This is a genomic window from Streptomyces sp. NPDC033165, assembly GCF_055577965.1.
This window is the reverse complement of sequence record NZ_JBVIPK010000016.1, coordinates 133,794-156,192: the sequence shown is the minus strand read 5'-3', so window position 1 is coordinate 156,192 and position 22,399 is coordinate 133,794. Positions and strand designations below refer to the sequence as shown.

21 protein-coding genes are annotated in these 22,399 nt (G+C 70.8%); 13 read left to right on the top strand and 8 right to left on the bottom strand.

Features of this window, described 5'->3' with window-relative positions:
- Positions 1-145: 145 nt before the first annotated feature.
- A complete protein-coding gene (katG, locus tag ACZ5WC_RS29150; RefSeq protein WP_468543614.1) occupies positions 146-2,401 on the bottom strand; it encodes a catalase/peroxidase HPI in 2,256 nt (751 codons plus the stop codon).
- Positions 2,402-2,777: 376 nt separating this feature from the next.
- Between katG and ACZ5WC_RS29145 the strand changes: the two genes are divergently transcribed.
- Positions 2,778-3,188, top strand: coding sequence for a Fur family transcriptional regulator (locus ACZ5WC_RS29145; RefSeq protein ID WP_468543613.1), 411 nt, complete (start codon positions 2,778-2,780; stop codon positions 3,186-3,188).
- Between the two features lie 178 nt (positions 3,189-3,366).
- Here ACZ5WC_RS29145 and ACZ5WC_RS29140 read toward each other — a convergent pair whose 3' ends face one another.
- A complete protein-coding gene (locus tag ACZ5WC_RS29140) occupies positions 3,367-3,951 on the bottom strand; it encodes a TetR/AcrR family transcriptional regulator (RefSeq protein ID WP_468543612.1) in 585 nt (194 codons plus the stop codon).
- 84 nt (positions 3,952-4,035) lie between these two features.
- Between ACZ5WC_RS29140 and ACZ5WC_RS29135 the strand changes: the two genes are divergently transcribed.
- The 6 genes from ACZ5WC_RS29135 (at position 4,036) to ACZ5WC_RS29110 (ending at position 10,319) form a co-directional block, all read left to right on the top strand.
- The gene (locus tag ACZ5WC_RS29135) at positions 4,036-5,247 is read left to right on the top strand and encodes an FAD-dependent monooxygenase (protein ID WP_468543611.1); all 1,212 of its coding nucleotides are present in this window, start codon (positions 4,036-4,038) and stop codon (positions 5,245-5,247) included.
- Positions 5,244-5,438: a hypothetical protein gene (locus tag ACZ5WC_RS29130; protein WP_468543610.1), complete on the top strand. Its 195-nt coding sequence runs from the start codon at positions 5,244-5,246 to the stop codon at positions 5,436-5,438. Before ACZ5WC_RS29135 ends, ACZ5WC_RS29130 begins: the two co-directional genes overlap by 4 nt.
- A 143-nt stretch (positions 5,439-5,581) precedes the next feature.
- Positions 5,582-6,865 carry a pyroglutamyl-peptidase I gene (locus tag ACZ5WC_RS29125; RefSeq protein ID WP_468543609.1) on the top strand — a complete coding sequence of 428 codons (1,284 nt, stop codon included), beginning with the start codon at positions 5,582-5,584 and terminating at the stop codon, positions 6,863-6,865.
- A 216-nt stretch (positions 6,866-7,081) separates the two neighbouring features.
- A complete protein-coding gene (locus tag ACZ5WC_RS29120) occupies positions 7,082-7,723 on the top strand; it encodes a class I SAM-dependent methyltransferase (protein WP_468543608.1) in 642 nt (213 codons plus the stop codon).
- Between the two features lie 28 nt (positions 7,724-7,751).
- Positions 7,752-9,713: an acyl-CoA dehydrogenase family protein gene (locus ACZ5WC_RS29115; RefSeq protein ID WP_468543607.1), complete on the top strand. Its 1,962-nt coding sequence runs from the start codon at positions 7,752-7,754 to the stop codon at positions 9,711-9,713.
- 258 nt (positions 9,714-9,971) lie between these two features.
- Positions 9,972-10,319, top strand: a complete 348-nt coding sequence (locus tag ACZ5WC_RS29110) for a hypothetical protein (RefSeq protein ID WP_468543606.1) — start codon at positions 9,972-9,974, stop codon at positions 10,317-10,319.
- A gap of 31 nt (positions 10,320-10,350) precedes the next feature.
- Here ACZ5WC_RS29110 and ACZ5WC_RS29105 read toward each other — a convergent pair whose 3' ends face one another.
- Genes ACZ5WC_RS29105 through ACZ5WC_RS29095 form a run of 3 tightly spaced genes read right to left on the bottom strand, consistent with a single transcriptional unit; the run spans position 10,351 to position 11,902 of the window.
- The gene (locus ACZ5WC_RS29105; RefSeq protein WP_468543605.1) at positions 10,351-10,656 is read right to left on the bottom strand and encodes a hypothetical protein; all 306 of its coding nucleotides are present in this window, start codon (positions 10,654-10,656) and stop codon (positions 10,351-10,353) included.
- Positions 10,656-11,126, bottom strand: coding sequence for a hypothetical protein (locus tag ACZ5WC_RS29100; RefSeq protein WP_468543604.1), 471 nt, complete (start codon positions 11,124-11,126; stop codon positions 10,656-10,658). Before ACZ5WC_RS29100 ends, ACZ5WC_RS29105 begins: the two co-directional genes overlap by 1 nt.
- Positions 11,123-11,902, bottom strand: a complete 780-nt coding sequence (locus ACZ5WC_RS29095; RefSeq protein WP_468543603.1) for a class I SAM-dependent methyltransferase — start codon at positions 11,900-11,902, stop codon at positions 11,123-11,125. Before ACZ5WC_RS29095 ends, ACZ5WC_RS29100 begins: the two co-directional genes overlap by 4 nt.
- Positions 11,903-12,324: 422 nt before the next feature.
- On the opposite strand from ACZ5WC_RS29095, the gene ACZ5WC_RS29090 reads away from it, so the two are divergent.
- The 4 genes from ACZ5WC_RS29090 (at position 12,325) to ACZ5WC_RS29075 (ending at position 16,584) form a co-directional block, all read left to right on the top strand.
- On the top strand, positions 12,325-14,046 hold the full coding sequence (locus ACZ5WC_RS29090; protein WP_468543602.1) for a CoA transferase: 1,722 nt from the start codon (positions 12,325-12,327) through the stop codon (positions 14,044-14,046).
- Positions 14,043-14,852, top strand: a complete 810-nt coding sequence (locus ACZ5WC_RS29085) for a class I SAM-dependent methyltransferase (protein WP_468543601.1) — start codon at positions 14,043-14,045, stop codon at positions 14,850-14,852. The genes ACZ5WC_RS29090 and ACZ5WC_RS29085 overlap by 4 nt, the downstream gene beginning before the upstream one ends.
- 92 nt (positions 14,853-14,944) lie before the next feature.
- The gene (locus ACZ5WC_RS29080) at positions 14,945-15,226 is read left to right on the top strand and encodes a MoaD/ThiS family protein (protein WP_468543600.1); all 282 of its coding nucleotides are present in this window, start codon (positions 14,945-14,947) and stop codon (positions 15,224-15,226) included.
- On the top strand, positions 15,217-16,584 hold the full coding sequence (locus tag ACZ5WC_RS29075; RefSeq protein ID WP_468543616.1) for an aminotransferase class V-fold PLP-dependent enzyme: 1,368 nt from the start codon (positions 15,217-15,219) through the stop codon (positions 16,582-16,584). Before ACZ5WC_RS29080 ends, ACZ5WC_RS29075 begins: the two co-directional genes overlap by 10 nt.
- Before the next feature lie 257 nt (positions 16,585-16,841).
- Here ACZ5WC_RS29075 and ACZ5WC_RS29070 read toward each other — a convergent pair whose 3' ends face one another.
- The gene (locus ACZ5WC_RS29070; protein ID WP_468543599.1) at positions 16,842-17,516 is read right to left on the bottom strand and encodes a TetR/AcrR family transcriptional regulator; all 675 of its coding nucleotides are present in this window, start codon (positions 17,514-17,516) and stop codon (positions 16,842-16,844) included.
- Between the two features lie 124 nt (positions 17,517-17,640).
- On the opposite strand from ACZ5WC_RS29070, the gene ACZ5WC_RS29065 reads away from it, so the two are divergent.
- Complete coding sequence (locus tag ACZ5WC_RS29065) at positions 17,641-18,612, top strand: oxygenase MpaB family protein (RefSeq protein ID WP_468543598.1); 972 nt, start codon at positions 17,641-17,643, stop codon at positions 18,610-18,612.
- Between the two features lie 59 nt (positions 18,613-18,671).
- Here ACZ5WC_RS29065 and ACZ5WC_RS29060 read toward each other — a convergent pair whose 3' ends face one another.
- Both ACZ5WC_RS29060 and ACZ5WC_RS29055 read right to left on the bottom strand, forming a co-directional pair.
- A complete protein-coding gene (locus ACZ5WC_RS29060; RefSeq protein WP_468543597.1) occupies positions 18,672-20,447 on the bottom strand; it encodes a siderophore-interacting protein in 1,776 nt (591 codons plus the stop codon).
- Positions 20,447-21,433: an ABC transporter substrate-binding protein gene (locus ACZ5WC_RS29055; protein ID WP_468543596.1), complete on the bottom strand. Its 987-nt coding sequence runs from the start codon at positions 21,431-21,433 to the stop codon at positions 20,447-20,449. The genes ACZ5WC_RS29060 and ACZ5WC_RS29055 overlap by 1 nt, the downstream gene beginning before the upstream one ends.
- 146 nt (positions 21,434-21,579) lie before the next feature.
- Here ACZ5WC_RS29055 and ACZ5WC_RS29050 point away from each other — a divergent pair, with 146 nt between their 5' ends.
- On the top strand, positions 21,580-22,320 hold the full coding sequence (locus ACZ5WC_RS29050; protein WP_468543615.1) for a helix-turn-helix domain-containing protein: 741 nt from the start codon (positions 21,580-21,582) through the stop codon (positions 22,318-22,320).
- The last annotated feature ends 79 nt before the right edge of the window (positions 22,321-22,399 follow it).

Below are 22,399 nucleotides of genomic sequence, written 5' to 3'. Positions count from 1 at the left end.
TTTTTTTTTTTGTGGGGGGAAAGGTTGTTAATGGCTCCACCCCCAAAAGCCACTCCCCTCCCCCCCCCCCTTTTTTTTTTTTTTTGGTGGTTTTTTTTTTCTCCCCCCCCCCCCCCCCACAGCCGGAGTGTGCAGGTTGAGCAGGTCAGTTCAGGTCGAACCGGTCGAGGTCCATGACCTTGGCCCAGGCGGCGACGAAGTCCGTCACGAACTTCTGCCGCGCGTCGTCGCTCGCGTAGACCTCGGCGAGGGCACGGAGTTCGGAGTTGGAGCCGAAGACCAGGTCGGCGCGGGTGCCGGTCCACTTGACCTTGCCGGTCGCGTCGCGGGCCTCGAACTCGTCCTGCGCCGACGACGTCGACTTCCAGGTGATGCCCAGGTCGAGCAGGTTCACGAAGAAGTCGTTGGTCAGCGTGCCCGGGCGGTCGGTGAGGACGCCGTGCTTCGAGCCGCCGGTGTTGGCGCCCAGCACGCGCAGACCGCCGACCAGGACGGTGGTCTCCGGGGCGCTCAGCGTCAGCAGGTTGGCCCGGTCGAGCAGCAGGTACTCGGCAGGCAGGCGGGTGCCCTTGCCGACGTAGTTGCGGAAGCCGTCGTACGCGGGTTCCAGGGCGGAGAAGGACTCGATGTCCGTCTGCTCCTGCGTGGCGTCGACCCGGCCCGCGGTGAACGGCACCTGTACGTCGACTCCGGCGTCCTTGGCCGCCTGCTCGACGGCCGCGTTGCCCGCGAGGACGATCAGGTCGGCCAGCGAGACCTGCTTTCCGCCCTTGGCGTTGAAGGACTCCTGGAGACCTTCCAGGACACGCAGGACCTGGGCCAGCTCGTCCGGGTCGTTCGCCTCCCAGCCACGCTGCGGCTCCAGACGGACCCGTGCGCCGTTGGCGCCGCCGCGCTTGTCGCTGCCGCGGAAGGACGCGGCCGAGGCCCAGGCCGCCGAGACCAGCTGCGCCACAGTCAGGTCCGTGGCGAGCACCTGCTCCTTGAGCGCGGTGATCTCCGTGGCGTCCAGCGGCTCCTCGGTGCGCGCGGGCAGGGGGTCCTGCCACAGCAGCACCTCGGAAGGCACCTCCGCGCCCAGGTAGCGCTGGATCGGGCCCATGTCGCGGTGCGTCAGCTTGTACCAGGCGCGGGCGAAGGCGTCCGCGAACTCGTCCGGGTTCTCGTGGAAGCGGCGCGAGATCTGCTCGTAGGCCGGGTCGAAGCGCAGCGACAGGTCGGTGGTGAGCATCTGCGGCTTGTGCTTCTTCGACGCGTCGTGCGCGTCCGGGATGGTCGCCTCCGCGTCCTTGGCGACCCACTGGTGCGCACCGGCCGGGGACTTGGTCAGCTCGTACTCGTAGGCGAAGAGGTTGTGGAAGAACTCGTTGCCCCACTTCGTCGGGGTGCTGGTCCAGGTCACCTCCAGACCGCTGGTGATGGCGTCCCCGCCCTTGCCCGACTTGTACGAGCTGCGCCAGCCCAGGCCCTGCTCCTCCATCGGAGCGCCCTCGGGGTCCGCGCCGACGCTCTCGGCCGGGCCCGCGCCGTGCGTCTTGCCGAAGGTGTGGCCACCGGCGATGAGGGCGACGGTCTCCTCGTCGTTCATCGCCATCCGGCGGAAGGTCTCGCGGATGTCGCGGGCGGCCGCGATCGGGTCCGGGTTTCCGTTGGGGCCTTCGGGGTTGACGTAGATCAGGCCCATCTGGACCGCCCCGAGCGGGTTCTCCAGCTCACGGTCGCCGGTGTAGCGCTCGTCGTCGAGCCAGGTGGTCTCCGGGCCCCAGTAGACGTCCTCCTCCGACTCCCAGACGTCCTCGCGGCCACCGGCGAAGCCGAAGGTCTTGAAGCCCATGGTCTCCAGGGCGACGTTGCCGGTGAGGATCAGCAGGTCGGCCCAGGACAGCGCCTGGCCGTACTTCTTCTTGACCGGCCACAGCAGACGGCGGGCCTTGTCGAGGTTGCCGTTGTCCGGCCAGCTGTTCAGCGGGGCGAAGCGCTGCTGACCGGCGCCCGCGCCGCCGCGGCCGTCGCTGATGCGGTACGTGCCCGCGCTGTGCCAGGCCATCCGGATCATCAGCGGTCCGTAGTTGCCGAAGTCGGCCGGCCACCAGTCCTGCGACGTGGTGAGCACCTCGGCGATGTCCCGCTTCACCGCGGGCAGGTCGAGCGCCTGGAACGCGGCCGCGTAGTCGAAGTCCGCACCGAGCGGGTTCGCCACGGCGGGGTTCTTGGCAAGGATCTTCAGATTGAGGCGGTCCGGCCACCACTGGCGGTTCCCCCCGCCCTGAGTGGGGTGCGCCGCACGGCCGTGGGCCACGGGGCAGCCGACGGCCTGCGCCTCGGGCACCTCCGGGATGGCCGTCTCGGGCGAATCCGGGGTGACGGGATCGAAGACATGCGACTCGTGATTGTCGGTCATGGGAAATCCTTCCGGACCCGGCGGGTCGTGGGGGCGCTGAACGGGGGAGGAGGATTCGGGCCGTGCAGGTGGGGCACGCTTTCCAGGATCTCGCGCGGGCCGTCAGAGTGCCTCGCGGACCACCGGACCGGACGGTCGCGGCCGTGCGACGAGGGCGGTGCTCGACCGGCGGTCTCCCGTCACGTGTCTCTGCTGCCGTACCGGAGTCTTCCTGTCTCTATCTCTTGGATGTCGCCGAGATCGATCCTACAATGGACTTCGTCCAAGTCAAGAAGTGCGCTAAAACCATAGCGACTGGAGCGTGGCGTCACCGGATCCTTCCGGCGGGCGGGCGTGTCTCCAGGCGTCTCCAGCGAAGCGAAGCAGGTGAAACGAGATGAGCGACCTCCTCCAGCGGCTGCGCGGCCGTGGCTGGCGGCTGACCTCGCAGCGGCGTGTCGTCGCGGAGGTCCTCGACGGCGACCACGTACACCTGACGGCGGACGAGGTGCACCTGCGGGCCGCCGCGCGACTGCCCGAGATCTCCCGCGCGACCGTCTACAACACGCTGGGGGAGCTCGTCGCGCTCGGTGAGGTGCTGGAGGTCTCCACCGTGGGCCGGGCCAAGCGCTACGACCCGAACGCGCGCCGCCCCCACCAGCACCTGGTGTGCTCCGGCTGCGGCACGGTGCGCGATGTCCACCCGTCCGGCGATGCCATCGGTGACCTGCCCGAGGCCGAGCGGTTCGGGTTCGCCGTCGGCTCGGTGGAGATCACCTATCGCGGCTTGTGCCCGGCCTGCGCCTGACCGCGGCGGGGTCAGGCCCCCAGGAGGGCCCGGCTGCGCTCCGGCATCGACAGCGTGGCAGTGCTGACAGCCGAAAGTGCCGACAGTATTCGGGCGCTCGGGCAGCTCTCGGGTGGCCGCCGGGCGGCCTGCATTGCACCCGCCCACTCGGTCCTCGCGTCCCCGTAGTCCTTGCGTTTCAAGGGGAGAGTACGGCGGCCAGCATCCGTCGGACGACCAGGGTCAGTTCGGCCATGTCGGGCGCCGGGCGGCTCGCGGCCCGTGCGCCGGCGAGTCGGTCGTACAGCAGGCCGTCGGTCCAGGCGACGAGCAGGTCTGCCGCCTCCGCGGGACGGGGTGCGCCGAGTGCCGCCAGCAGGGTGGTGGCCCTGGAGCGGGCGGTGAGGCCGGCGGTTTCCAGGTCGGCGCGCAGCTCCGGGCGGCGGGTCGCCTCCAGGCTGAGCTCGAAGCGGGCGAGCTGGCGGCCCCGCTCCACGGTCAGCCAGTGGTGCAGCAGCGCGGCCAGCGCCTCGGCGGCGGAGTCCGGGTCAGGGGTCCCGTGCTGGGCTTCCCACCGGTCCACGTCGGCGGCCGACAGTTCGGCCAGGCGGTGGAAGCAGGCGCCGATCAGGGCGCTCCGGGTGCGGAAGTAGTACGACGTGCTGCCTGCGGGCAGCCCGGCGGCGGTGTCCACCGCGCGATGGGTCAGGCCGCGCAGGCCGGCGGAGCTCACGGTGGCGATGGCGGCGTCGGCGATCAGGGCTCGGCGGTCAGGGAGGGGCACACCTCGAACTCTACAGGTGTAGAGTGCGGAGCGTCGGCCTCTACAGGTGTAGAGGCCAGGGGGTTCGTGAGGGAGGCGGTCGATATGGGTGTTCGTCATGCTGTCGTAGCCGGAGGTGGGATCGGGGGCCTGGCCGCGGCGGTGGCCCTGAGCCGCCGTGGGTGGCGCGTGACCGTGTGCGAACGGGCTCCCGTCCTCTCGGCTGTCGGCGCCGGCATCGTCCTCGCCCCCAACGCCCTGCGCGCCCTGGACTCGATCGGCCTGGGCCCCGAGGTGCGGGCGGGTGAAGCCCTCGCCGGTCAGGTCGGGCTGCGTACCCCCGACGGCACATGGCTGAGCCGAACCGGCACCGGCGCCGCGTCCTCCCGCTACGGGCTTCCCGCTCGCGCCGTACACCGCGCCTTCCTCATCGACGCCCTCGCCGCCGCCCTGCCGCCCGGCGCCCTGCGCCTCGGCGTGTCGGTGAGCGGTGTGGACGATGCCGGGAGCGCGGTGGTCGCGCGTACGTCATCGGGCGATCTGCGCGCCGACGTCGTCGTGGCGGCCGACGGTATGCGCAGCGTGCTCCGTGGGCAGCTCTTCCCCCGGCACTCCGGTCTGCGTCACGCCGGTGAGGCCGGATGGCGGGCGGTGCTGTCCGGCGCCGACCTGCCTGCGCAGTCGGCGGCCGAGACCTGGGGGAGGGGGGAACGGTTCGGCGTCGTCCCCCTCGCCGACGGGCGGATCTATGTCTACGCCACCGCCGCCACCGGCCCCGGTACGAAGCCTGCCGACCATCATGCGGAGCTGACCCGGCGCTTCGGCGCGTGGCACGATCCGATACCCGCACTGCTGGACCGGCTGGACCGGCGGAACCGCGAGCCCTTCGGCGTACTGCACCACCACTTTCACGAACTGGCCTCACCTCTTCCCCGATTCCACTCGGGCCGGGTGGCTCTGCTCGGTGACGCCGCCCACGCGATGACGCCCAACATGGGCCAGGGCGGCTGCCAGGCCATCGAGGACGCGGTCGTCGTGGCGCACACCCTGGCCGACGACGCCGACGTACCGACCGCGCTCGCCGCCTACACGAAGGCCAGGCACCGGCGCACCACCCGTATCAGCCGCCGCTCCCGACGCATCGGTGGACTCGTCCGACTCTCCCACCCCCTTGCCGTGTCCGTCCGGAACCTCGCCGTACGTGCCACGCCGGGGGCGGTCACGGCGAGGGCTCTGGACACGGTCCTCGGCTGGCAGCCCCCCGCCGATCCCGGCTCCGCCACGCACCCACCCGCCGACACCAAGGAGCAACCATGAACAGTGTGGTGGCATCCCGCCCCTCCGCCCGGGCAGACCCCGTGCGGCCCCTCGAAGCGGGCGCCTACGGATTCGCCCTCCTGGGGCTCGGCCACCTCGCCCTCTCCGCAGTCACCAGCCGCGCCTTCGTCCTGTCGTTGCGGAGGGCCGCCGCTCCCGCTCCCCCCGCCCGCGCGGCCGGGGGTGCATGACGCAGGCTGTCACGCACGCCCGGGCGTGCGCGAGGTGTCGGCCCTGGCCGACGTGCCGGGAGTCCTGCCCCATGGCGTCACCTCCGGCAGTGCCGCGATACTGCGGGCCCAATCGTTCTGTCGAATCTCTCGAAAGGGCCCACGTGACGCACCGGATTCCCGCAATCACCCGGCTCGGCCTCGGCGGCGTGACGCTCCTGCTCGTTCTCGCCGGCTCCGCCCTGCCTGCCACGGCGTCGCCCGCCACGGCGAACCCCGCCGGCACCGCCCGCAGCACCGCGCAGCCCACCGTCGAGGAGCAGCGCCTCGACCGGGCCGCCCCGCAGGAGATCCTGCGGCGCAGCGGATTCGACGTCCTCGCCCCGCGTTTCGCCCGTGCTCTGGAGGGCGCCCGCAGTTACGCGCGGACGGAGCGGCTGGTGGCGCGCCACGCATCGGCGCTGTGGCGGCGGGCCGTGGACCGGGCCCAGGGCCGCGGGCCCGCCACGGGCGACCTGAGCCGCGGCGATGACCGCCCGTTGTACTGGGCACGACTCGCCCTCAGCCGCGAACTGCGTACATGGACGCCTCGGTTCGGGCTGGACGACCAGCAGCGCAAGGCCCTGCTCACCGTGCTGGAGACCTCTTCGCGCGGCGAGGAGGACATCCGCCATCCGGGCCGTCAGGTGAAGCGGGTCCTCATCACCGGCTTCGATCCGTTCACGTTGGACAGGGACGTCCGGATCGGCAATCCCTCGGGCGCGAGCGCACTGGCGCTGGACGGCACCCTGGTGCACACCGCCAAGGGCCCGGCCCGGATAGAGGCTGTCGTCTTCCCGGTGCGCTGGACGGACTTCGCCGAAGGGGCGGTCGAACGGGCCCTCGCCCGGCACCTGCCGCACCTGGACGCCTTCACCACCATCAGCCAGGGCCGCCCGGGCCGATTCGACGTGGAGCGCACCAACGGCGCCTGGCGCGGTGGCTTCCCGGACAACGAGAACCTCGCCCGCACCGGGACCGTCCCCGTCACCGACCCGGCGTCGCAGCCGCAGTGGACCTCCACCACCCTCCCGTACCGCCGGCTCACCGAGGCGGACACGGGCCGGTTCCCGGTGTACGACAATACCGAGGTCACCGAGATCCCGGCGGGCGCGACCCAGCCGGTGACCAGGCGGGAAGGGCCCACTCCCGGTTCCACCGCGCGGGCCGGGGGCGGGGGCGACTACCTTTCCAACGAGATCGCCTACCGGGCCACCCTGCTGCGCGACCGGATGGGGCTCTCGAAGCTGCCCGGCGGTCATCTGCACACGCCGGTCCTGACCTTCGGAGTGGGGAACGAGAACCCGGCGACGGGCGGTGTCACCGACCCGGACTTCGAGCGCAACCGCTCGGACATCGTGCGCCAGATACGGGCACTGGTGAAGACGGCGGTGAGCGCGGCCCCTTGAGCCCGCGCCCGCTGCCGTCCAGCCGTAGCGCAGTGGCACCGGCAGCGGTAGCCGTCCAGCCGGTCCCAAACCCGTACCCCTGCCCGTCGACGTGGCCATCGCTGGGAGGGTGGCGTGCCGGTGGGGCCGACAACTGCGATGATCCAGGGGTCCACACATTCCCCCTGAAGCACGTTCCCGCCCTCGTGGGGCGGGGCTGACCGGAGGCACGCTGACATGACCGGGAAACGCGACCGCTGGGCGGAACTGACCGGGGGACAGGCCGGAGAGGAGTACGCCCGGCGTTTCGCGCGGCTTGCCGAATCGGGGCACGACATCCACGGCGAGGCCGCGTTCTGCGACGCGTTGCTGGAGCCTGCCGCCCGGGTGCTCGACGCCGGCTGCGGCACCGGAAGGGTGGCGATCCGGCTCGCCGAACTGGGCCACCGCTGCACCGGCGTGGACGTCGACTCCTCGATGCTCGCCGTCGCCCGCCGCGAGGCTCCCGCGCAGGAGTGGCTGCTCGGGGACCTGGCCCGCACGGACTCCCTCGGGCTGGAGCCGGACTTCGACCTGGTGCTCGCCGCCGGGAACGTCATCCCTCTCCTGGCCGCAGGCACCGAAGCGGCTGTCATCGGGCAGCTGTCCGCCCTGCTGCGGCCCGGCGGGCTGCTGGTCACGGGCATGGGACTGGACGCCGCCCACCTGCCGCTTGCCGAAGCGCCCTTCGCTCTCGCGGACTTCGACGAGTGGTGTGGGCGGGCCGGGCTGACCCTGCGGCAGCGCTACGCGACCTGGAGCGGCGACCCCTACGTCCCGGGCTGCGGTTACGCCGTCAGTGTGCACGTCCGCCCTGCCCACGAGGGTGGTGTCGCTTGATCGTTCCCGGACGGGGTAGCGAAGCGGTATGACCACTGACGAAACCTCTCCCGCTCCCGGCGGCTACACCCGGCCGGAGCTCGACGTCCGGGCGCTGACCGAGCTACTCGACGGCGAGTACGCCGAGGTCCGCGACCTGGTCCGGAGCAACCTGGTGACGCACGCCTCGGTTCTCGACGAGGCCGACGAGCTCGGCATCGACGCGTACCGCGAGCGGGTGCGCGAACTCGTGGTCGAGATGGCGGCGACGGGGCAGACCGGTATGGGCTTCCCGAGGCAGTACGGCGGGGGCGGCGACGTCGGGGCCTCGATCGCCGCGTTCGAGACGCTCGCCTTCGGCGATCTGTCGGTGCTGGTGAAGGTCGGTGTGCAGTTCGGGCTCTTCGGCGGCGCGATCCTCCATCTGGGCACCGAACGCCACCACGACGCCTATCTGCCGGACCTGATCACCGGGAAGCTGATGGGATGCTTCGCGATGACCGAGACCGGGCACGGCTCGAACGTGCAGGCGCTCGGCACGGTCGCGCGGTACGACGCCGCCGCGCAGGAGTTCGTCATCACCACCGAGGGCGACCAGGCGCGCAAGGACTACATCGGCAACGCGGCCCGCCACGGCGAACTGGCGGTCGTCTTCGCCCAGCTGGAGGTGGGCGGGGCGGCCGAGGGCGTGCACGCGTTCGTCGTGCCGATCCGGGTCGGCGGCGAGGTGGCGCCCGGCGTCGGCATCGAGGACGACGGCCGCAAGATGGGCCTCAACGGCGTGGACAACGGGCGCATCCGGTTCGACGGTGTGCGGGTGCCCCGCGAGGCGCTGCTCAACCGGTTCGCCGACGTCACTCCGGAAGGCGTCTACCGGAGCACGATCGACAACCCGGACCGCCGCTTCTTCACCATGCTCGGAACCCTGGTCCAGGGGCGGGTCAGCGTCGGCGGCGCCGGGGTCGGCACCGCGAAGGTCGCCCTGGCGGTCGCCACGAAGTACGCCCTGCGGCGCCGCCAGTTCGCGACGAGCTCACAGGGGGAGGAGCAGCTGCTGCTCGACTACGGCCTGCATCAGCGCCGCCTGCTGCCGCTCGTCGCGCGTACGTACGCACTGCACTTCGCGCAGGACGTCGTACGTACGCAGCTGCACGACGTCTTCTCCGGCATCGAGGACGACCCGCAGGCGCGGCGCCGCCTGGAGTCACGGGCCGCCGGAACCAAGGCGCTCGGCACCTGGCACGCCACCCGGGTGATCCAGGAGTGCCGCGAGGCGTGCGGCGGCGCCGGCTATCTCGCCGTCAACCGGTTCGCCGCTCTCAAGGCCGACAGCGACATCTTCACCACCTTCGAGGGCGACAACCACGTCCTGCTCCAGCTCGTCGCCAAGGGCCTGCTCACCGACTACGCGAGCGAGTTCGAGGACCTGGACCAGCTCGGCATGGTCCGCTACGTCACCAACCTCGCCGTCGAGACGGTCATCGAGAAGACGTCGGCCCACAAACTGCTCGAACGGGTACGTGATCTGCTGCCCGGCGGCGACGCGTGGGACCAGGAAGCGGGCCTGCTCGACTCGGAGTACCAGCTCGCCATGGTCCGCTACCGCGAGGAGCACCTGCTCGCGGGAGTGGCCCGCAGGCTCAAGAGCGGGATCGACCGGAAGCGCGATGCGGGCGCTGTCTTCTCCGAGGTGCAGGACCATGTCATCGCCGTCGCCCACGCCCATGTCGAGCGGCTGGTGCTGGAGGCCTTCGTCGAGAAGGTGCGTACGCTGCCCGAGGGCGGCAACAAGGTCGCGCTGGGCCTGCTGTGCGACCTGTTCGCCCTGTCGACGATCGAGGCGGACCGGGCGTGGTTCATGGAACACGGCCGGCTGACCGTCCAGCGCTCCAAGGCGATCACCCGTGAGGTGAACGACCTCTGCCGCAAGGTCCGGCCCCTCGCGGGCGCCCTCGTCGACGCCTGGGGTGTCCCGGCCGTCATGCTGCGGGCTCCGGACCTGGTGGGCTGACCCGGAACACGGCGGCGGCCGTGGCCCCGGGCCCGGGAGGGCGGTACGAGCGGCACCACCAGCCGGCGGCTCCGGCGCGCGCGGGCGGCGGGGACTCATGGGCCGCCAACCGTGCTGAGAGTGCGGTACGTGACCTGATGTCCGGTTGGTGCTTGGGATCGGGTGAGGAGTGCTGGTCGGCGGGGCGGACTGGTACTCAGGTGCGGGGCTGAGCGAGCAGGCCGGGTTCGGGTTCGGTGAGAATGCCCGTGTGACCAGGTGTTTCAGCTTGGACCGGGTGCCTTCGGTGTTCTTCGGGAGGATCGGCAGGTCGAGTGCCTCGCACAGGTCGCGGGCCCGCATCGGCTGACCGGTGTCGGTGAAGGCCGCGAGGATCTGCTGGTAGGCGTGGCGGTCCGGGGCCTCGGGCCGCGGCGGATCGTCGGCGGGCTCGGGCGCCGGGATGTTCAGGATGGTCTTGCGGGTGATGCGCAGGTTCTCGGTCTCCGCGTCGAGTTCGCCGAGGCGGGCGGTGAGGTCCTCGATGGTGGTGTCACTCATCAGCGTCTCCTTGATCACCGGATCCGCCGATCATTGAACCCTCCCCTCCGTTACCACCGGATGTGAGACAGAGCCGAACGTCTTCCCGTCCCGTGGATCACGCAGCCGGGTGCCAGTCCACCCTGGCCGTGGGATGTGTCGAGCGCGTCGACGACGAGTGCGGCGCGGTGGTGGCCCTGGCGTAGCCGACGACCTCGCGGGCGGCCAGGTCCGGCCAGCAGGCGAGGTAGAGCCAGCCCTCGGTGGTGGGCAGGTAGGTGATGTTGCCGACCAGCCTGGTCCCGGGCCGCTCGGAGTGGAAGTCGCGGCCGATTAGGCACGGGGCCGGCTTCGCCTTCGCATCCGGTCGGGCCGGCGAACGCCTCTTGCGCGGGGTGACGTCGCGGATGTCGCGCTCACGCATCACGGGAGCGGTTCCGGTTCCAGTTCATCGCAGCCGTGGGCGCGGCAGATCTGAAGCCGGCCGTAGGAGACGACGTACCACGGGGCGGGGTGGGGTCCTGTGCTCTCGGTGAGGAAGCGCAGGTCGACGACGGTGCCGGTCAGTGGGGCGCCCAGGACACGTACACGGCAGCCCTTGGTGAGGGCGTAGGCGCGCGCCTGCGCGACCTGTAGGGGGTCCGGCTGCCACAGGCGCCATCGCTGCTGGTGGCGGCGGTAGTCGTGGTAGGTGTCCCCGCTGTAGCGGGCGGCGCAGAGGGCGTCGACGGCTATCTGCCATGCCTTCCCGTGGGGGCCTTCGGCGGTGTAGAGGTAATAGGAGCGTCGTTGCAGCTGCTGGAGCGTGAGAGAGCCGAACAGTCCGAGGTCCAGCGCGCGCACGGCGGATGCGGTGGCCGCCCGCGTCTGTGCGTCCGGGGGCTGTCCTTTCACCGCAGGGTTATCTTGGCGTACAGGTAGTCGACGCAGACCCAGGTTCCGTCGGGTCCGGCCACGGTGTGGCGGGCGAACAGGGTGGTCAGCTTTTCACGGATCAGTTCGCGTGCCGGTTCGCCGAGTTGTTCTACTACGCACAAGGCCGGCCCGAAGTGGTCGGCGAAAACCGAGGCCAGTTCGGCGGCCGTTGCCGGGACGTGGTGGTGGCTGATGCTGCTGTGGATGCGCGGGGCCGGCCCGAAGAGGCGGCGCAGTCCGGCGGCGGTGCCCCACTGCTGGGCGATGCCCTGGATCGACTCTGCCACGGGGTGGAGGTCGTGGAGCGTCTGGAACATGGCGGTGATCACGCCGCCGGGGTTCCAGTTCGCCATCTGGATCGCGCCGGTGGGGCGGCACACCCGGAGCATCTCCTGGGCGGCGGCTTCGGCGTCGGGGGCGAACATCGACCCGTAGGTCGACAGGACGCAGTCGAACGAGGCGTCGGCGAAGGGCATCTTGGCCGCGTCGCCGATACGGAAGTCCACCGACATGCGCAGGTCGCTCTGCCGTCTGCGGGCGGCTTCGATCATGACGGGGTCGAAGTCCAGTCCGGTCACGGAAGCGCTGCGGCGGGCCGCGTAAAGCGCCGCGTTTCCGGTGGCGCATGCCACGTCAAGGACGCGGTGGGCCGGCTTGATGCCCGCTTCCTGCACGAGTCGGAGGCTGATGCCCGACAGTTTGCCGGCGACGGCCTGGTATCGGTGGGCGGACCAGTAGGCTTCCTGGTCGATCAACGGAACCTCCACAGGGCTACGGGAATGGTCACACATCTGTGGCGCGATTGATTTGCGGGAAGGTTGAGCCCGTGGTGCGGCCGGTGCGCCCGGAATGCCGTGGAAGGGGAGATGGCTGCGGCGCTTGTGTCTGACCTGCTGACAGGGAACCACCGGTGGGGTTCCGCTACGAGGGAGCGAACAGCCTGGCCGGGCTCTTTCCCGGTGCTCCGGTCGATGTGCTGCGCGCCGGTGGCGTGCCGCACGGGAGATGGAGCTACTTCGCGCTGTCTGCGAGCTCTTGTGCCTTGTGCTTTCCCAGGTGGAATGTGCAAACAGCTGGATCGAACTGCGGAGCGTTCGTCTCCCCCTTTTTCGCGGTTCTCGCGAGCATAGAGTTTCCGCCGGGTCACGGCAGTGCGCATGAGGTGTGAGGGCTGATTATGGAGTTGTCGTTCGTCGCTCGCGACTGGAAAAGACATTTCGCGCATCTGGGTGTGAATTTGGTGCCGGTGAAAGGCTCTCCGGGTAAGTGGCAGGTCAATTCCATCGCCTATCGGCATCCGCCGCTGATCCTGAGTCTGAAGGCGCCGTTCGGGCAGTTCATGCTCGGTGAGCCGACCTTGCAGGCGGCGTGTGGGCTGATGAGTCTGTTCGGTCGCCGCGAGGGAGAGGGGCCCCGTCGTACGTCGGTTCCCTTCGCCTCGGTGTGTGGTGCTGTGGCCGCCGGTCAGGGCATCATGGCGGCTTTGGTCGCGCAGGCCCGCGGCAGTGCGGATGTGACGCAGGTGGAGGTCAACGTCGGCTCTGCTCTGCTGTTCTCGCAGTCGCATCATGTGGAACTGACCGCGCTCGGTCCGGTGCCGGAGACGCTCGGCGCGGGCAAGCCGCCGCCCTTCCTGACCTCCGACGGGCACTGGGTCGAGGTGGAGACGTTCCGGGCCGATCGGTGGGCCGCCTTCTGGAAGCGGCTCGGTGTCGACGGCCACGATGCGATGGTCTCGTGGCGGTCGCACGAGGCACGGCAGTGGACGGCTTGCTTCCGGGTGCCGAAGTCCGTCCACCAGGCAGCGCACATCCCGCTGAAGGCCATCATGGCCGCCGCGCACGCGGAGAACGTCTGCGTGTCCGACGTCTCCAACCCGATCGATGACGACCTGATCGAACCCTGGCTGTTGTCACCGTCTCCGTGGAGTGGGCCTCCCCCTGTGGAGAACCTCGACGAAGGAGCGCTGCCCCCGCGCTGGCTCCCCCTGGCTGGGATGCAGGTCGTCGAGGCGACGCACTACCTGCAGGGGTCCTACGCGGGGCGGATCCTCGCGTGCTTGGGTGCTCAGGTGTGGCGGGTCGAGCCGCCGGAGGGTGATCCTGCACGCGGCGTGGAGCCGGTACGCGCTGGCTGCTCGGTGTCCTTCCGTGCTCTGCACCGCGGCAAGGAAGCGCTGTGTGTCGACCTCGGCAGTCCACGGGGCCGTCGCCGTGTGCACGAGGTGGTGTCGAGGGCGTCGGTGTTCCTGACGAACTGGTCACCGGGCAAGCTGGGGCCCGCGCACCTGGACTACACGACCCTGCGTCGCGTCAACCCGTCCCTGGTCTACGCGCATGCGACAGGCAGCCCCCCGGACGACGAGAGATGGCCGCACACGGCGTCGGACTGGTCGATCCAGGCTGCGACCGGCATGGGACGTGCTGTGCGCTGTGACGGCGAGCAGCCTGCCGTCAGCCAGATGACCATGCTCGATCCGTTGGGTGGCCTGCTCTGTGCGGAAGGCATTCTGACGGGGCTGATGCAGCGGCAGCACACCGGTTTCGGATGTTACGTGGAATCGTCCCTGCGGCATGCGGCGCACGTCCTGATGACGTTCACCCGGCCGCAGATGGGCCCCGCGTTCCATCCGCTGCCCACGCAGTCCGGCTATCTCGCCGTGGATGACACCCGCTTCCTGAGGAAGCGGCTGGGTCTGTCCTTCGATGCCGAAAGGGAGGACTTCGTGCGAGTGCTGCGTGCCAGGACGGACCAGGACTGGGAGGAGCAGTTGCGGGTGGAGGGGCTGGCCGCCACCCGCGTACGCACCATGGACGACGTCATCGAGGACCCGCTCGACCCGTCGTGGCTGCGCTACGACCACGGAATCCACGTCGCACCCCCTTGGAGGATCTCGTGACGGCGGTCAACCCTCCCCTCCAGGAGCGCTACTGGGCCGCCGACCGCTATCAGCAGGTGGCCAACCGGCTGTTCCCGCTGAGCACCGCCCTGTGCGACCGTGCGGCCCTGCGGGCGCGGGAACGCGTGCTCGACGTGGCCACCGCGACCGGCAACGCCGCGCTGGCAGCGGCCGCACGCGGGTGCCAGGTGACGGCGATCGACACCGATCTGCACATGCTGGGCGTCGCGCAGCGGCGGGCGCTGGAGAAGAACCTCCACCTGACCTTGCGGAACTACGACGCCCAGAACATGCCATTCCCCGCCGGTCTGTTCGATGCCGTGATCTCGGCGGGAGGCGTGCAGTTCGCGCCGGACCCGGAGGCGTGCGCAGCCGAACTGCTGCGAGTGTGCCGGCCGACAGGACGGATCGTGGTCGGCAGTTGGGGGCCCGCGTCCCCGATCACGATCATGTTCGAGATCCTGCACGCGGTGTGCCCGCTGGTGGACAGCATCGTCCCCCGCTCGACCGCGTGGGGAACGGCAGCCGGGATTCGCCAGCTGTTCGAGGGCAGAGCGGCCATCGAGGCAGAGGAATCGTACGTGTACGTCGACGTTCCCTCCGTGGGGAAGTGGACGGACATCCTGTGCCAGAACTTCGGGCCGGTACGACTGGCCATGGAGGAGGTCGACGTCGCGGCCGCCGAGGAGATTCGACAGTCGCTGTTCACTCTCTTCTCACAGTTCAGCGAGGCCGGTAGCGGCACCGGATCCACTCGGATCCGGATGGAGTGCCTGCAGGCGGTGCTGACGCCGCTCGGCCCCTGAGACCCGGCCCCTCCGGCCCGGCAGAGCGGGACACACTCCCTGCCGACCACCGACCGCACCACCCACCAGCACGTCAACCTGGAGGAAGATCCATGACCATCTCCGTCCGCGTTCCCAACATCCTGCGTCCTTACACCGACGACCAGGCACGGGTGACGGCCGAGGGGAGCACTGTCGCCGAGGTCGTCGCCCACCTGGAGGAGAACCATCCCGGCATCTCCCAGCGCATCCTGGACGAGAGCGGCGTCATGCGCCGCTACGTCAACATCTACGTCAACGACAACGACATCCGCTTCAAGGACAACCTCGATACGCTCGTCCCGGACGGCGCCGAGGTGTCCATCGTCCCGGGGGTGGCGGGAGGCTGTCGTTGAACCCCTACCCCGGGCCGGCGTTTCCCGGCTGCGCACCGCTCCTTGCGGTACTCAGCCGGGACGTAACCGTCCCCACCGCGCGCGGCGAGATGACCTATGCCGCACTGGACTACGCGGCCTCCACTCCCGTTCTGTCCCAGGTCTGGCGGGAGGTGGCAGCATTCGTACCGCAGTACGGAAGCGTCCACCGCGGATCGGGCCAGCTGTCGCGATACTCGACGTCGGTGTTCGAATCCTCCCGCGAGGAGGTGGCGCGCTTCCTCGATCTGCGGGCCGACGACCGCGTGGTGTTCACGCGGTCCACCACCGATTCGCTGAACATGCTCGCCCAGTGGCTGCCGGAACGCGGTTCGGTGTATGCGTTCGACACCGACCACCACGCGGTGCTGCTCCCGTGGCGCCGCCACGACATGGTCCTGCTCGACGCCCCGGACTCGCCGCGGTGCGCGGTGGAGCTCCTGGACGAGGCACTGCGCAAGCACGCCCCACTCACGGACGCCCTGGTGTGCGTCACCGGCGCGTCCAACGTGACGGGCGAGCTGTGGCCTGTGCGGGAACTCGCCGCCGTGGCACACACGCACGGCGCGAGGATCGTGTTGGACGCGGCCCAACTGGTCGCGCACCGGCCGGTTTCCGTGCGCGACCTCGGCGTGGACTGGGTGGCGTTCTCCGGGCACAAGCTCTATGCCCCGTTCGGCGCGGGCGTCCTGGCCGGACGGTGGGACTGGCCCCTACGGGCGGAGCCCTACCTGGCAGGCGGCGGCGCCTCACGCTCCGTGCGACGCGTCCGCGGAGACCGCCTGGAGGTGGAGTGGGACCTGGGGGCCGCCCGGCACGAGGCGGGTACACCGAACGTCATCGGGGCCCACGCGATCGCGGCGGCGTGCCGGGCTCTGAACGGCGTCGGCTTCGCCGCGCTGCGCGCACACGAGGAACAGCTGATGCACCGGCTGCACGCGGGTCTCGACGCCGTGCCCGGACTCAGGCGGCTGAGCCTGTTCCCCGGCGGGGCTGACCGCGCGCCCGTGACGTCGTTCACCGCGGACGGGATCCACGGCCTCACCCTCGCCGACCGCCTGTCATGGGAGTACGGCATCGGAGTCCGGGCCGGTCTGTTCTGCGCCCACCCCCTGATGCACCAGCTGCTGAACGCCCTCGGAACAGCGACGTACCCGGCACCTGACGACGGCGGCACCACGCCGACCGGCAACGGAACGGCACCGGGCAACTGCCGCACGGCGCCGCTGAACGCCGTGCGGGCAAGCTTCGGCGCGGGCACCACCAGGGAACACATAGACCGGTTAGTGCGCGGGGTGCGAGAGCTGACGCACAGGCACGGAGCTGCCGGACACGCATGATTCTCCAGGCCGAGCTCGGCCACCAGGCACTCGACCTGCCGATCCTCGCGAAGAATCACCGAAGGCATGCGGTCCAATCTGAAACGCCTGGTCACACGGGCATTCTCACCGAACCCGAACCCGGCCTGCTCGCTCAGCCCCGCACCTGAGTACCAGTCCGCCCCGCCGACCAGCACTCCTCACCCGATCCCAAGCACCAACCGGACATCAGGTCACGTACCGCACTCGATGAGGAAACCGGTCGAGAGGGTCGTCGATCAGTCTTTCACCGTGTTCGCTTCCGGTGAGGGCGAGGCGCCCGCGCTGTCCGCACCGCCTGCCGGGGAGGGCTCCTCCGGGGACGCCGTCGTCCTGAGCACCAGTGCCACGCAGTACGCCTCCAGCCGTTCGCGCGGCACGTCGAGCGTGCCGTGCAGCCACCCCGCGAAGAGATTCGCCAGGCCGCCGACCAGGGCGTGCGCGGCCATACGGCGTTCTATGCCGTCCCCCGTACCGGAGAGCTGACCGCCGACGAGGTCGGTGAACACCGGCACGAGCCGATGGCTGCGGGCCCCGAGGACCGGGTCGGCGAAGGGTTCCAGGAGCAGCAGGCGGCCCTTGTGCGGCGCGTCCAGGACCAGGGCGACGAAGGCGGAGACAGCGGCCCGGGCCCGGACGTCGCGCCGTGGCCCACTGAGCGCCACGGCTTCCTCCAGGGCTCGCCTGGCCTCCTCGGCGACCCGCTCGAAGGCGGCGAGGAGCAAGTCGTCGCGTCCGGTGAAGCTCTCGTAGAAGTAGCGGTCCGTCAGGCGTGCCCGCCTGCACACGGACCGGACCGTGACGGCCGCGCAGCCCTCCTCGCCGGCCAGGCGCTCGGCGGTGTCCAGCAGGATCTGGCGGCGGGCCGCGCGACGATCGGCGAGTTTCGTCCCGCCCCAGCTCCGTTCCGTCAACTCCGGCCCTCCCGCTCTCCGTCGCCCGATTTCCGGTGACCCTTCCCGCCGGCCGATTGACGACAGCCGTCCGCGGATTTTAACCTGATGACAGGTGTCCTCAGTATTGGAGGTGCACGGGACAGTGCCAGCTCACGGACCGGACCCGACCTACCCGACCGAACCAGCCGAACCGAACGGCCCGGGAGCCGTCGAACCCCTCGGCCCCGACTCCCTCACCTGGCGCTGGTTCGGCGACTGGAGGGGCCTCCTCCTCGCCCCCTGGGCCGGATCGATGCAGAACATGCACCCCGAGCTCGGCGCGGGCGTCGCCGAGCACTCGCGGTTCTTCGAGGAGCGCTGGGAACGCCTCTTCCGCTCGCTGTACCCGATCGGCGGAGTGGTCTACGACGGCCCGCTCGCCGCCCGTACGGCCCGTGAAGTGCGCGGCTACCACGCCTCGATCAGCGGGGTCGACGAGCGCGGCCGCCCGTATCACGCGCTCAACCCGGGCACGTTCTACTGGGCGCACGCCACGTTCTTCATGCTGACCGTGCAGGTGGCCGAGCGCTTCGGCGGCGGGCTCACCGAGGCGCAGCGGCACACGCTCTTCGACGAGCACGTCCGCTGGTACGCGCTGTACGGCCTCTCCATGAAGCCCGTTCCTCGAAGCTGGGAGGAGTTCCAGCGGTACTGGGACCACATGTGCGCCGACGTCCTGGAGGACAACCGGCCCGCCCGCGACGTCCTGAACATGCGCCGCATCTCCCGGCCGCCCCTCCTGCGGTGGCTGCCGTCGCCGTTGTGGGCCCTCGTCCGCGTCCCGACGGTCCGGCTGGCGCTGTGGATGACGATCGGCATGTATCCGCAAGCCGTACGGGAACGCCTCGGGCTCCGCTGGACGCCCCTGGACGAACGGCTGCTGCGCGCGCTGGGCCGGCTGGTGCATCACGCCTGGCGATGCGTTCCCGAGCGTCGCCGCTTCCACCCGCGCGCCCGTGCGGGCTGGGACCGCGAGCGGGGCCGACCGGCGACGGGCCCTGTGGAGACGCCCGCCCGGAACCTGCCGCCCGAAGGGCGGCGCGGGCTGGGGCAGCACTACGTACCGAAGAGCTGACCGCCCGCGCCCCCGTCGGACTGCCCCCCCCCCGGCGGGTTCCGGGCCGCCCGTCCGGGTCAGCCCCGCCTCAGCACCGTGGCCTCCGTGCCCCAGCCGAGTGCGACGGTCCGCTCGACCTCCCAGCCCGACCGTTCCGCGAGGGCGGCGATCGCGGCCGAGTCGCGCAGCGGGCTGCCGGTCGCGGCGTACGCGAGCAGCGCCGCCTCGGCCGCGTGCGGGCTCAGGCCGTCGGGGCGGGAGGCCTCGACGAGGACCACCGTCCGGGTCCAGTCGGCGAGCCGGGTGAGGAGTTGTGCGGCCTCCTCGTCGGTGCGGTGGGCCAGCGCCTTCGCGGCGACGGCGACATCGGCGGGCCCTGCCGTCCAGTCGATCCGTTCCGGCGCGGAGACGTGTCCGCGCAGCACCGCCGCCGGTGTGCCGTCCTCCACGACGCGCAGCCGAGGCCGCAGTCCGGCGTCGTCGAGAGCGGCGACCACCGAGGCGCTGCCGGGACCGGTCAGGAGGCAGCTCCCGACGCCCTCCCAGAGCGGGTCCGCCGTGAGGCCGTTCAGCAGGAAGACCAACTGTTCGCACTCCCCGACCAGTTCGCCGTAGCGCTCCGCGTCGCGGGTCACCGCGTCGTGCAGGGTGGCGCCCGAGGCGAGCCGCCAGGGGGACGTGGCGTTCCGGAGCGAGGGGGCGAGGTGGGTGAGGGCGAGCAGCAGCTCGGCCTCGTGGCCGGTGTACTCCTCGCGCTCGTGGTCGTCGAGCAGTTCCTCACCCGCCGCGCCGAGGCGCAGCCCCGTCTCGTCGTCGGCGCCGACGACCACGTCGTACGAGGCGAGCAGCGGAAGCAGTACGTCGACCCCCGCTTCCGGCACGCCCAGGCGGGTCGCGAGTACGGCGGGCGAAAGGCCCGGCGTGTCGGCCACCGCGTCGACGAGACCGATGTGCAGGGCGGTCCGAGCGACCAGCCACGGCAGCGGCGAGGGGATCGGACCGGCGGCGGCGACCTGCGTGCCCGCGTCGGCCGCGCCCTCCGCCTCCGGCGTGGTCGCCTCCTCGCGGTGCCAGTAACCCGTGATGTTCAGGCGGTCCTTCGGGAGCTTCCGTTCGCGCTGGAGGTACCGGCGTACGGGAAGCAGCGCCCGGCTCTCCGCCGCGGCCCAGGCGTACCCCTCACCCGCCGGCACCGGCAGCGCGCGGACCGCGGCGTCCAGTGCCGCCGCGTCCCCCGGCTCCGCGACCACCCAGGTGACCGTGTCGCCGTCGCGCAGGGCCAGCTCCTGGCGGGCCGAGTCGTCCGAGACGGTGACCAGGACGTGGGCCGGGGCGTCGAGCGGACGCTCGTCGAGGAAGCGGCCGATCGCGGGCAGTGCCGTCTCGTCCCCGATGAGGAGAATCCAGTCCAGCCGTTCCGGCAGCCGGAGCGACGACTTGGGCCCCACGAACCACAGCTCGTCGCCCTCCCGCGCCGACGCGGCCCAGGCCTCCGCGGGCCCTTCGCCGTGCACCACGAAGTCGAGGTGCAGCTCTCCGGCCCGCTGGTCCACCCGCCGGGGCGTGTAGTCGCGGGTCAGCCGGTGTTCGGCCGGGGTCCACTCGATGCCGTGCGGCAACTGGGCGGGGAGCGCCGCGTGGACGTTCCCGTCGGCAGCGAGGATCAGCTTGATGTGGTCGTCGAACCCGGGCGCGGCGAAGGCGGGGTGGTCGGTTCCGTCGCGGGTGAAGGCGGCGAGGTCATCGCCGCCGAGGACGACGCGCCGCATTCGGGGGGTCACCTCGTGGACACGGCGGACGGTGACCCGGCGCAGGACGAGAGGGTGCGTCGTGTACGCACGCTGGGCGGCCATCAGGAGAACTTCTTCTCGATGACGTCGAGCAGGGCCATCGACTCGTCGTAGTCGCCGCGCAGCACCCAGTACGGCAGGTCATGGGCGTGGTTCGTCTTGAAGGCGGGCAGCGCGCTGTAGACGGGGTTCTTCCTCAGCGTGGCGACGTCGGTCGTGTCGGCGTTGAAGCCCATGACGAACACGGACGGCTGGGTGATCGTCTGACCCACCTTCTCCGTCGACAGTTCGAACATGTCACCGCCCTGCCCGTACACCTTGAAACCGCCCTTCGCGAAGACGGGCGCCGGCTCGATGCCGACCTTCTTCAACTCGGTGGGCAGGCCCACGCTCTCCACCAGGCCGTAGGCGGTGCCGTCGCCGGTGAGGGCGAGGAACGACACGGGACCGGGCGGCGGGGTGATCGACTCCTTCACCTCGGTGATCCGCTTGTCGTACGCGGCCAGGTGCTTCTCGTAGACGTCGGCCTTGCCGAACACGTCGTCGGCGAGGAAGGAGAACTGGCTCCGCCAGTCGCCGAGCTTCTTGCCCACGAGCACGGTGGGAGCGATGCCGGAGAGGTCGTCGTACACCTTCTCCGCCTGGAACAGCGGGAAGCCGATGCCGCCGCCGACGATGAGGTCGGGCTCCAGGGCGAGGATCGCCTCCAGGTCGAAGCCGTCGACGCTCCACGGCAGGAAGGTCGTGCCGTCCTCCTTCGCCTCCTTCTCCCAGTACGGGGAGAACTCGCCCTTCCCGTCGGCGTCCTCGGGGATCGTGGCGCGCACCGGCACGTCGAGGTCGTAGAGATACCCGGCGAGAGCGTGGTTCAGCACGACCACGCGCTTGGGCGCGGTCGGCACCTTCACCTTGCCGTAGTCGGTCGTGACGGTACGGGTCTTGGCGGCGGACCCCTTGTCCCCGTCGTCCGACGGGCCGGAGGCCGAGCATCCGGTGAGGGCGAGCGTGGCGACGAGCGCGACGGCGAGAAGACGGGCAGGAGCAGACATGGGACCTCATGTGACTGGGCAGGCTCGACGTTCGAGCTGTATTGGTAAGGTGAGGCTAACCTCGCTGGTTCCGCTGTGTTCATCCGAGTGCGACATCACCGGTGACGGACACGACGCATCGCACACAACGGGAGGCAGGCTTGCCGATGACATCCCTCGGCACCGTGGTCGCCGAGAACGCCATCCGCTTCCTCGGCCACGACACACATCAGCACGACGAGCCGCACCTCGTCTACGTGGTCAGCGGCAACGCGCGCCTGTCCGCCGACGGTGAGGAGTGGCGGCTCGGACGCCACGAGGCCCTCTGGCTGGCTCCCCGGGTGCCGCACGCGCTGCGGATCGAGCCGGGCGGTATGGCGCTCGGCCCCTTGCTCAACGCCTCTGACCAGCCACGACGCCGGGTGCAGCCGCTCGGGGCGGTCCCCGCGATCGTCGAGGTCATGACCACCACACTCGGGGCCGCGCCGACCACGGCGGAGCAGGTCGGGCCGTTCCGCCAGGCGCTGGGGCGTGTGCTGAGGGGCATCTCCCGGCAGTACTTCCCCGTCGTGCTGCCCGCCCATCCCGCCGTGCGCGCACTCGCCCGCGAGGCCCTGCGCACCCCCGCCGTGACACTGGAGGAGCTCGCCGCACAGCACCGGATGAGCGCCCGCCAGGTGCAGCGCGTCTTCCTCGACGAGACCGGACTGCCCTTCACACGGTGGCGCAACCGGGCCAGGATGAACGCCGCCGTCGAACACCTCCGCGGCGGAGGTGAGCTGACGGCGGCGGCCAGAGCGGCCGGATACGCGACCCGGGCCGGACTGCTGCGCGCGCTGAGCCGCGAGTCCGGGGTGCCGGTGAGCGCGCTCACCACGGACGCGGTGGGGGCGCTCGGCGGCCGCTGAACCGGCGGCCGGGCAGTCGGTCCGAGCCGCCCAGGCAGTTCAAGCAGTTCATGTACGTCGATCACGCACGGCACTTCCG